At 74.0% G+C, this 10333-nt stretch carries 7 protein-coding genes and 1 pseudogene; all 8 read left to right on the top strand.

Annotation, left to right across the window (positions count from 1 at the left end):
- Positions 1–197 (top strand): annotated as a pseudogene (locus EES43_RS31225) (5-dehydro-2-deoxygluconokinase); the annotation flags it as partial.
- Entirely contained in the window at positions 194–1186 is a 993-nt protein-coding gene (locus EES43_RS09355) for a Cgl0159 family (beta/alpha)8-fold protein (RefSeq protein WP_124268307.1), read from the top strand. The pseudogene EES43_RS31225 and the gene EES43_RS09355, both read left to right, overlap by 4 nt.
- Positions 1187–1195: 9 nt before the next feature.
- Positions 1196–2125, top strand: a complete 930-nt coding sequence (gene iolB, locus EES43_RS09350) for a 5-deoxy-glucuronate isomerase (RefSeq protein ID WP_124268306.1) — start codon at positions 1196–1198, stop codon at positions 2123–2125.
- Positions 2122–4110: a 3D-(3,5/4)-trihydroxycyclohexane-1,2-dione acylhydrolase (decyclizing) gene (iolD, locus tag EES43_RS09345; protein ID WP_124268305.1), complete on the top strand. Its 1989-nt coding sequence runs from the start codon at positions 2122–2124 to the stop codon at positions 4108–4110. The genes iolB and iolD overlap by 4 nt, the downstream gene beginning before the upstream one ends.
- Before the next feature lie 26 nt (positions 4111–4136).
- Entirely contained in the window at positions 4137–5639 is a 1503-nt protein-coding gene (mmsA, locus tag EES43_RS09340) for a CoA-acylating methylmalonate-semialdehyde dehydrogenase (protein ID WP_124268304.1), read from the top strand.
- Positions 5640–5813: 174 nt separating this feature from the next.
- Positions 5814–6419 (top strand): DUF4291 domain-containing protein, encoded by a 606-nt coding sequence (locus EES43_RS09335; RefSeq protein ID WP_124268303.1) that lies wholly within the window; start codon positions 5814–5816, stop codon positions 6417–6419.
- A 211-nt stretch (positions 6420–6630) separates the two neighbouring features.
- A complete protein-coding gene (locus tag EES43_RS09330; RefSeq protein WP_124268302.1) occupies positions 6631–9285 on the top strand; it encodes an alpha/beta fold hydrolase in 2655 nt (884 codons plus the stop codon).
- Positions 9282–10178, top strand: coding sequence for an ABC transporter permease (locus tag EES43_RS09325; RefSeq protein WP_124268301.1), 897 nt, complete (start codon positions 9282–9284; stop codon positions 10176–10178). The genes EES43_RS09330 and EES43_RS09325 overlap by 4 nt, the downstream gene beginning before the upstream one ends.
- Positions 10179–10333: the final 155 nt, after the last annotated feature.

Here is a 10333-nt window from a genome sequence, read left to right as displayed (position 1 = left end):
ACCTGACCCGGATCATGCGGTACGCGAACGCGGCCGGAGCCATCGTCGCCTCCCGGCTCGCCTGCTCCTCCGCGATGCCCTTCCCGCAGGAGGTCGACCGGGCCCTCGCCGCCGGGTCCGTGACGGCCACGCCGGCCCCCGCGTCCGACGCCACGCCTCCGGGCGGGCCCGGTCCCGGCCGCGGAGCGGGCTCATGACGCCGCCGGCCGCGACCTCCGTCCTGGAGCTCGTACGGCTGCGCGCCGAACGGCCCGAAGCCATCGCCGAGGCCGCCGCGCGCCGCCGCCGACGACCTCTGCTGCGAACCCGGCCACCGGGCGACCCGAACGCCCCGGACCGTGACGGCCGGCTGATGATCATCGCGGCCGACCATCCCGCACGCGGCGCCCTCGCCGTCGGGGACCGCGCCCTCGCCATGGCCAACCGCTTCGAACTCCTCGAACGGCTCTGCCTCGCCCTCTCCCGCCCCGGCGTCGACGGGGTGCTCGCCTCCGCCGACGTCCTGGAGGACCTGCTGCTGCTCGGCGCCCTGGAGGACAAGGTCGTCATGGGCTCCATGAACCGGGGCGGGCTCGCCGGCGCGGCCTTCGAGCTCGACGACCGCTTCACCGGCCACCGCCCGCTCGACCTGGTCCGCAACGGCTTCGACGCGGGCAAGCTGCTGCTGCGCATCGACCACGACGACCCCGGTTCCCTGGACACCCTTCAGACGGCGGCCCGCACCATCGACGCGATGGCCGCGCACCGGCTGCCCGTCTTCGTCGAACCCTTCCTCTGCCACCGGGTCGACGGCCGGCTCCGCACCGATCTCGGAGCCACCGCCGTGGCCACCTCGATCGCCATCGCCTCGGGCCTGGCCGGGACGTCCGCGTACACCTGGCTCAAGGTGCCCGTCACCGAGGACCCCGCCGACATGGCCCGCGTCATGGAGGCGTCGACGCTGCCCGCCGTCCTGCTCGGCGGCGACGTCGGCGACGACCTCGACGCCGCGTACGGCCGATGGCGCGACGCCCTCGCGCTGCCGACCGTACGCGGGCTGGTCGTGGGGCGGTCGCTGCTCTACCCGGTCGACGGGGACGTGGCGAGCGCCGTCGACACCGCCGTATCGCTGCTCTGGCCGGGGCGGCGGCCCGACATGATCGACGAAGCGCCCCATGAGGTATCGGCAGAGCGCCCCGGAGGGTAGGGAGTGGGCATGACCACGCACCGTGACAGCGACGACGCCCCGCGTGCCGGGGGCCACCGCCACCACCTGCCGTCCGGCAGCGCGGCGCGCGGCCCCTACGCGCTCGACATCGACCCGGCCCTGGCCGGCTGGGAGCGGTCCGCACTGCGGGTGTTGGAGCTGGAACCGGGCGGTGTTCACACACTGGACACCGGGGAGAGCGAATGGATCGTTCTGCCGCTGGCCGGTGGCTGTACGGTGCAGACGGCAGGTGAGACTTTTGAACTGCTGGGCCGGGAAAGCGTGTTCAGCGGGGTATCCGACTTCGCGTACGTGCCGCGCGAGGCCCGGGCACAGATCGCCTCCGGCGCGGGAGGCCGCTTCGCCCTGGCAGGAGCGAAGTGCGAGCGACGACTCCCCGCTCGCTACGGCCCCGCGCCGGAGGTACCCGTCGAGCTGCGGGGCACCGGCGACTGCTCGCGCCAGGTGAACAATTTCGCCGCCGCCGACACCTTCGACTGCGACCGGCTGATTGCGGTCGAAGTCCTCACGCCCGGCGGCAACTGGTCCTCCTACCCGCCGCACAAGCACGACGAGCACGTCCTGGGCGAGGAGTGCGAACTGGAGGAGATCTACTACTTCGAGGTCGAGCGGGGCGGGCTCGGCTACCACCGGGTCTCGCCGTCGCGCGACGGCGGCGGCGACGTCCTCGCCGAGGTCGCCGACGGCGACGCCGTCCTCATCCCCGACGGCTGGCACGGCCCGTCCATCGCCCCGCCCGGCCGGACGCTCTACTACCTGAACGTGATGGCGGGGCCGGGAGAGCAGCGGGAGTGGCTGATCCGCGACCATCCGGACCACCGCTGGATCCGCGACACCTGGCCGGAGCAGCCCGTGGACGCCAGACTTCCGCTCTACACGACGACGATGACGACGTCCGGCCCGGAGGTCACGCCATGAGCGCCCCGCGTTCCGAGCACACCACGCCGCCCCGCACCCGCTGCCTGACCACGGCTCAGGCCCTGGTCGCCTTCCTCTCCCGCCAGTACACCGAGCGCGACGGCCGCCGCCACCGGCTGATCGGCGCCACCTGGGGCATCTTCGGCCACGGCAACGTCGCCGGGATCGGCCAGGCGCTCGTCGAGGCGGGCAGCGGCGACCGGGCCGCGCCCCGCATGCCGTACCTCCAGGGCCGCAACGAACAGGCCATGGTGCACGCCGCCGTCGGGTACGCGCGCCAGTGCGGCCGGCTCTCCGCGCACGCGGTGACCACGTCGATCGGGCCGGGCGCGACCAACCTCGTCACCGGGGCCGCCCTCGCCACCGTGAACCGCCTCCCCGTCCTCCTGCTCCCCGGCGACACGTTCGCCACCCGGCCCGCCGACCCCGTCCTCCAGCAGCTCGAAACGGGGCACGCGGGCGATGTCTCGGTCAACGACTGCCTGCGGCCCGTCTCGCGCTACTTCGACCGGATCACCCGCCCCGAGGCGCTGATCCCGGCCGCGCTCCAGGCGATGCGGGTCCTCGCCGACCCCGCCGAGACCGGCGCGGTCACGCTCGCGCTGCCGCAGGACGTGCAGGCCGAGGCGTACGACTGGCCGGAGGAGTTCTTCGCCGAGCGGAGCTGGCGGGTCCGCAGGCCCGCGCCGGACGCCGCCGAACTGGAAGCGGCGGTACGGGCGGTGCGCTCCGCCCGCCGGCCGCTGATCGTCGCGGGCGGCGGGGTCCGCCACAGCGCCGCCGAGGAGACCCTCGCCGCCTTCACCGCCGCCACCCGCATCCCCGTCGCCACCACGCAGGCGGGCAAGGGGGCCCTGCGCCACGACCATCCGGCCGACGTCGGCGGCATCGGGCACACCGGCACCGCCACCGCCGACGCCCTGGCCCGCACGGCGGACCTGGTGATCGGCATCGGCACCCGTTACACGGACTTCACCACCGCCTCCGCCACCCTCTTCGAGAACCCGGCCGTCCGCTTCCTCAACCTCAACATCACCGGCTTCGACGCCCACAAGCTCGCCGCCCTCCCGCTGGTCGCCGACGCCCGCACCGGCCTGGAGGCGCTGACCTCCGCGCTCGCCGGCCGGGGCTACCGGATCGATCCGGCGTACGAGACCGAGTACACCGGCGCGAAGGAGGCGTGGGAGGAGCGGGTCGAGGCGTCTTTCGCCGCCCCCGACCCCGCCGCGCGCCCCACCCAGACCCAGGTGCTCGGCCTGCTCGACGCCCAGGCCACCGAGGACGACATCCTGATCAACGCGGCCGGCTCCCTCCCCGGCGACCTGCACAAGCTCTGGCGGACCCGCTCCCGCGACCAGTACCACGTCGAGTACGGCTACTCCTGCATGGGCTACGAGATCCCCGCCGCGATCGGCGTCCTGCTCGCCACCGGACCGCACGGGCCGCACCTGCCGCACGGGCAGGACGGGCAGGACGGGCCCGACCGCCCGCACCGCCCCGTCTGGGCGCTCGTCGGGGACGGCACCTACCTGATGAACCCCACCGAGATCGTCACGGCCGTCCAGGAGAACCTGCCGCTCAAGCTCGTGATCCTCCAGAACCACGGATACGCCTCCATCGGCGGCCTCTCCGAGGCGGTGGGCGGCGAGCGCTTGGGCACGGCCTACCGCCACCGCGACGCCGACGGCGGCTTCACCGGCCCCCCGCTCCCCGTCGACCTCGCCGCCAACGCCGCCTCCCTCGGCATGCGGGTGCTGCGCGCCCACACCGTCGACGACCTGCGCGGAGCCCTCGCCGAGGCCCGCACCGCCGAAGGCCCCACGTGTGTCTACGTCGAGACCGAAACGCCCGACACAGTGTCGGGCCCCCCTCCGGCACAGGCGTGGTGGGATGTTCCGGTGGCCGAGACCGCGACCCGGCCGGCGGCGGTCAAGGCCCGGGAGGAGTACGACCGGCAGGTCGCCGCCCGACGCCGCCACCTGTGAAGCCCCGAAGCCTGAAGGAGCACGTCATGACGAAGACCGTCAACCACTGGATCGGCGGCAGGACGGTGGAGGGCGCGTCGGGCGCGTACGGTCCGGTGACGAACCCGGCCACCGGCGAGGTCACCACGCGGGTGGCGCTCGCCTCCGTCGAGGAGGTCGACGCCGCCGTGGCCGCGGCGAAGGCCGCGTACGCCACCTGGGGCACGTCCTCCCTCGCCCAGCGCACCGCCGTCCTCTTCCGCTACCGCGCGCTGCTGGACGCCCGCCGCGACGATATCGCCGCGCTCATCACCGCCGAGCACGGCAAGGTGCACTCCGACGCGCTGGGCGAGGTCGCCCGCGGGCTGGAGATCGTCGAGCTGGCGTGCGGGATCACCACCCAGCTCAAGGGCGAGCTGTCCACCCAGGTCTCCAGCCGGGTCGACGTCTCCTCGATCCGCCAGCCGGTGGGCGTGGTCGCGGGCATCACGCCGTTCAACTTCCCGGCCATGGTGCCGATGTGGATGTTCCCGCTGGCCGTCGCCTGCGGCAACACCTTCGTGCTCAAGCCGAGCGAGAAGGACCCGTCCGCCGCCAACCTGCTGGCCGAACTGGCGTCGGAGGCCGGGCTGCCGGACGGCGTCCTCAACGTCCTGCACGGCGACAGGGTCGCCGTCGACGGGCTGCTGAACCACCCCGACGTGGCCGCCGTCTCCTTCGTCGGCTCCACGCCCATCGCCCGCTACATCCACGCCACCGCCTCCGCCAACGGCAAGCGCGTGCAGGCCCTGGGCGGCGCGAAGAACCACATGCTCGTCCTCCCGGACGCCGACCTGGACGCGGCGGCCGACGCGGCGGTCTCGGCGGCGTACGGCTCCGCCGGCGAGCGCTGCATGGCCATCTCGGCCGTCGTCGCGGTCGGCGCGATCGGCGACGAGCTGGTCGAGAAGATCCGCGAGCGCGCCGAGAAGATCACGATCGGTCCGGGCGACGACCCCGCCTCCGAGATGGGCCCGCTGATCACCGCCGCCCACCGCGACAAGGTCGCCTCGTACGTCACGGGGGCCGCCGCCCAGGGCGCGGACGTCGTCCTGGACGGCACGGGCCACACGGTGGAGGGCTTCGAGAACGGCCACTGGATCGGCCTCTCCCTCCTCGACAAGGTCTCCACCGACTCCGACGCGTACCGGGACGAGATCTTCGGCCCGGTGCTGTGCGTGCTCCGCGTGGACACGTACGAGGACGGCGTCGCCCTCATGAACGCCTCGCCGTTCGGCAACGGCACCGCGATCTTCACCCGCGACGGCGGCGCGGCCCGGCGCTTCCAGCTGGAGATCGAGGCCGGCATGGTCGGCGTCAACGTCCCGATTCCCGTACCGGTGGGCTACCACTCCTTCGGCGGCTGGAAGGACTCGCTCTTCGGCGACCACCACGTCTACGGCAACGACGGCGTGCACTTCTACACCCGCGGCAAGGTCGTCACCACCCGCTGGCCCGACCCGGCGGACGCCCCCTCCGGCGTCGACCTGGGCTTCCCGCGCAACCACTGACGCCCGCGACGCCTCATCACCGGCCCGGTGCCCCCGGCCCCCGCCCGCACCTCCCCGCGGACGGGGGCCGGGCACCGGAGAGCACACCGCGAGCCGCCTGCCCGCCCCGGAGACCGGGTGCCCGGGGCGGAAATGCGGATGCCCGGAGCGGGTGGTGTCCCGCATCCTGTGCGCATGAACGCCCCCGTGCTTCCGCCCCGTTACGAGATCCGCGCCCGGCACACCGCCACCACCGTCACTGTCTACCAGGCGTACCCGCCCGCCATCGGACTCCCCGCCGCACGGGACGGGCGGTTCCCGGCCGCCTGGAAGCGGGACCGGATGACCTGGATCAAGCCGAGTTTCCTGTGGATGATGTACCGCTGCGGATGGGGCGCCAAGGAGGGCCAGGAGGTCGTGCTCGCCGTCGAGATCGACCGGAGCGGACTGGCCTGGGCCCTCGCGCACGCCGAACTCTCGCACTACGCGCCGGACGTCCACGAGGACCGGGACGCCTGGCGGCGGGCCCTGCGCACCGCCCCCGCCCGGGTGCAGTGGGACCCCGAACGCGACCTCGATCTGAACCCGCTCCCGTACCGCTCGCTCCAGTTGGGGCTGAGCGGTGAGGCCGCCCGGCGCTACGCCGACGAGTGGACGCTCTCCGTCCGCGACGTGACCCCGCTCGCGCGCGAGGTGCACGCGCTCGTCCGCGCGGGGGAGCGGAGGAAGGCCGCCGCCCTGCTGCCCGTGGAGACGCCGGTCGGCGGACTCGCCGCGCCGCGCCCGACCGCGACCGCCTGAGCCCAGCGCCCGACCGCGACCGCCCGAACCCCGGGCCCTGCGCCTCCGGCGGCCCTCGCCGCCACCGTGAAATGTCCGTGATGGCCCCCCGCGTCAGGGCTTCCGTACCGCGTACGGAGTACGGCGGGCGGGGACCGTACCTCTCAGGGAGGCTCCCCGCCTCCCCCCGGTGGCCGTAGGGGCGGCGGCATCCTCCGTTTAGGGTCGAGGAATGGAGACCCCTACTTCTCGACGGCGGCGTCTGCTGCCCCGCAAACGTGGCCGGTGGGTGGCGGCCGTGGCCGCGCTCGCCGTGCTCGCGGGCGGTGGCGCCTGGACAGCCGCGGCCGACGACGGCTCGCCCACCGTGCGGCGCGAGGACCGCGAGCTGTCGGTGAACGGGGTGTCCATCGACACCTCGTACTTCACCGCCGGAGATTCCGGTAAGCGGCCCGCCGTACTCATCGGGCACGGTTTCGGAGGCAGCAAGAACGACGTCCGCGCCCAGGCCGAGAAGCTCGCCGCCGACGGGTACGCCGTACTGACCTGGTCGGCGCGCGGGTTCGGGAAGTCGGGCGGCGAGATCTCGCTGAACGCCCCCGACAAGGAGGTCAAGGACGTCTCCGGGCTCATCGACTGGCTCGCCGCCCGTCCCGAGGTCGAGCTGGACGGCAAGGGCGACCCCCGGGTCGGCCTGACCGGCGCGTCCTACGGCGGAGCCGTGTCGCTGCTCGCCGCCGGGTACGACGAGCGGGTCGACGCCGTCGCCCCGCTGATCACCTACTGGAACCTGGCGGACGCCCTCTTCCCCGACGGGGTCTTCAAGAAGCTCTGGGCCGGGATCTTCATCACGACCGGCGGCGGCTGCCATAAGTTCGAGAAGCGCCTCTGCGAGATGTACGAACGCGTCGCCGTCAGCGGAAAGCCCGACGCCGCCGCGGTCGACCTGCTCACCGAGCGCTCGCCGTCGGCCGTCGCCGACGACATCGACGTGCCCGCGCTCCTCCTCCAGGGGCAGTCCGACTCCCTCTTCCCGCTCGGCCAGGCCGACGCCATGCAGAAGGCGATCAGCGCCAACGGCGCCCCGGTCTCCGTCGACTGGATCTCCGGCGGCCACGACGGCGGCGACGACGAGGGCCCTCGGGCACAGGGCCGCGTCACCGACTGGTTCGACCGGTACCTGAAGAAGGACGCCGGCGCCGACACCGGACCCGCCTTCCGCGTCTCGCGCACCGGAGGCGTCGACTCCACCGACGGAGCCGCCCTGCTGCGCGGCGCGAGCGGCGACACCTACCCGGGGCTGCGCGGCGGAGGCCGGGACATCGCGCTGAGCGGCGGAAAGCAGACCTTCCGCAACCCCGCAGGAGCCGCGCCGCCCTCGATCTCCGCCGTGCCGGGCGTCGGCGGCGGGCTCTCCCAGCTCTCCTCGCTCGGCGTCGGGCTCTCGCTCGACTTCCCCGGGCAGTTCGGCCGCTTCGAGTCCGCCCCGCTGGACGAGCCCCTGCGGATCACCGGAACCCCCACCGTGCGCGTCGACGTGCGGGCGGACGGCGACCGGGACGCGGTGCTCTTCGGCAAGGTCTACGACGTGTCGCCGGACGGCCGGCAGCAGGTGCTGCCCTCCCAGCTCGTCGCGCCCTACCGGATCACGCCCGACCAGCAGGGCCGGCCCGTCGAGCTGACCCTGCCCGCCGTGGACCACGAGTTCGCCGCCGGCCACCGGCTGCGCCTCGTCCTGTCCGCGACCGACCTCGGCTACGCGTCCCCGGCGGAGCCCGCCACGTACACCGTCTCCGCCGACGGACCGCTGACCGTGCCCACCGCGCCCACCGTGGAGACCGCGGCCGTCACGCTCCCGTGGTGGACGTGGGGCCTGCCGGCCGCCGCGCTCGTCATCGCCGCCGGCCTGCTGCTCACCGCCCGCCGCCGCACCGCGACGCCCGCGCCCGACCCCGCACTCGCCGACGTACCGCTCCAGATCACCGGGCTGTCGAAGAAGTACGCGAAGTCGGTCGACCGCTACGCCGTGCGCGAGCTGTCCTTCCGCGTCGAGAAGGGCCAGGTCCTCGGGCTCCTCGGGCCCAACGGCGCGGGCAAGACGACCACGTTGCGCATGCTCATGGGGCTCATCACCCCCGACGAGGGCGAGATCCGCGTCTTCGGCCAGGCCATCCGGCCCGGAGCACCGGTGCTCTCGCGGGTGGGGGCGTTCGTGGAGGGCGCGGGCTTCCTCCCGCACCTGTCCGGACGCGCCAACCTGGACCTGTACTGGCAGGCCACCGGCCGCCCCGCCGAGGACGCGCACATCGACGAGGCGCTGGAGATCGCCGGACTCGGCGACGCGCTGGCCCGCGCGGTCCGCACGTACTCCCAGGGCATGCGGCAGCGGCTCGCCATCGCCCAGGCCATGCTCGGCATGCCGGACCTGCTCATCCTCGACGAGCCGACCAACGGGCTCGACCCGCCGCAGATCCGCGAGATGCGTGACGTGATGATCCGTTACGCGGCCGGAGGCCGGACCGTCATCGTCTCCAGCCACCTGCTCTCCGAGGTCGAGCAGTCCTGCACCCACCTGGTGGTCATGGACCGGGGCCGCCTGGTCCAGGCCGGACCCGTCGCCGAGATCACCGGCTCCGGCGACATGATCCTGGTGACCTCCTCCGAGGAGGTGACCGAGCCGCTGGCCGACAAGGTCGCCGCGCTGCCCGGCGTCGGCTCCGCCGTCCGCACCGCCGACGGGCACGCCCTGCTCGTCCGGCTGGACGGCGCGACCGTCGCCCGGCTCGTCACCGAACTGGTCCGGCTCGACGTGCCCGTCACCGGCGTCGGACCGCACCGCCGCCTGGAGGACGCCTTCCTCACCCTGATCTCCCAAGGAGCGGCATGAGTGCCCCGACCCGGGCCCCCGAGGCCCGCACGGACAGCCGGCCGGCCGAGGCCCCCGGCTACCGCGCCCGGCACACGCTGCCGCTGCGCGTCGAGGCGATGCGGCAGCTGCGCCGGCGCCGCACCCTGCTGATGGGCGGGATGCTGGCGGCGCTGCCGTTCATCCTGATCGTGGCGTTCGCGATCGGCGGCGCCCCGGACGGCGAGGACGGCGGTGGCGGCCGGATCAACCTCATGGACGTGGCGACCGAGTCCGCCGCGAACTTCGCCGCCACCTGCCTGTTCGTCTCGGCCGGCTTCCTGCTGGTCGTGCCGGTGGCCCTGTTCTGCGGGGACACCGTCGCCTCCGAGGCGAGCTGGTCCTCGCTGCGCTACCTGCTCGCCGCGCCGGTGCCCCGTATGCGGCTGCTGTGGAGCAAGCTCGTCGTCGCCCTGGCCTTCAGCCTCGCCGCCATGGTGCTGCTGCCGGTCGTCGCGCTCGCGGCGGGCACCGCCGCGTACGGGTGGGGGCCGCTGAAGCTGCCGACCGGGGGCGCGCTGGCCACCGGGGACACCGTGCCCCGGCTGGCGCTCGTCGTCGCGTTCATCTTCGTCTCCCAACTGGTCACCGCCGCACTGGCGTTCTGGCTCTCGACGCGGACGGACGCGCCGCTCGGCGCGGTCGGCGGCGCGGTCGGCCTCACCATCGTCGGCAATGTGCTCGACGCCGTCACGGCGCTCGGCGCCTGGCGTGAGTTCCTGCCCGCGCACTGGCAGTTCGCGTGGGCGGACGCGCTCCAGCCGCAACTGGAGTGGGGCGGCATGATCAAGGGCGCGGCCGTGTCCGTGACGTACGCCCTGATCCTGTTCGCGTTCGCGTTCCGCGGGTTCAGCCGCAAGGACATCGTGTCCTGAGGCGGCGGCCGGGCAGGGGACCGGAGTTCCGGGCGGGGGACCGGAGTTCCGGGCGGGGGGCCGGAGTTCCGGGCGGGAGCCGTAAGCGGGCGCGCCCGGAGGCCGGTCCCGGTCCGTCCGCTTGTGCGGGCCGTGGCGCCCGGTGGCGGTCGCAT

This window comes from Streptomyces sp. ADI96-02 (genome assembly GCF_003846185.1).
GTDB lineage: Bacteria > Actinomycetota > Actinomycetes > Streptomycetales > Streptomycetaceae > Streptomyces.
The sequence above is the reverse complement of the archived record's forward strand: the minus strand, read 5'-3'. Positions and strand labels throughout refer to the sequence as shown.

Bases quoted from the DNA above. Each gene is read 5' to 3' on its own strand.
- iolD (WP_124268305.1), top strand. From the start codon at position 2,122: ATGAGCGCCCCGCGTTCCGAGCACACCACGCCGCCCCGCACCCGCTGC.
- mmsA (WP_124268304.1), top strand. From the start codon at position 4,137: ATGACGAAGACCGTCAACCACTGGATCGGCGGCAGGACGGTGGAGGGC.
- EES43_RS09325 (WP_124268301.1), top strand. From the start codon at position 9,282: ATGAGTGCCCCGACCCGGGCCCCCGAGGCCCGCACGGACAGCCGGCCG.
- EES43_RS09335 (WP_124268303.1), top strand. From the start codon at position 5,814: ATGAACGCCCCCGTGCTTCCGCCCCGTTACGAGATCCGCGCCCGGCAC.
- EES43_RS09355 (WP_124268307.1), top strand. From the start codon at position 194: ATGACGCCGCCGGCCGCGACCTCCGTCCTGGAGCTCGTACGGCTGCGC.
- EES43_RS09330 (WP_124268302.1), top strand. From the start codon at position 6,631: ATGGAGACCCCTACTTCTCGACGGCGGCGTCTGCTGCCCCGCAAACGT.
- iolB (WP_124268306.1), top strand. From the start codon at position 1,196: ATGACCACGCACCGTGACAGCGACGACGCCCCGCGTGCCGGGGGCCAC.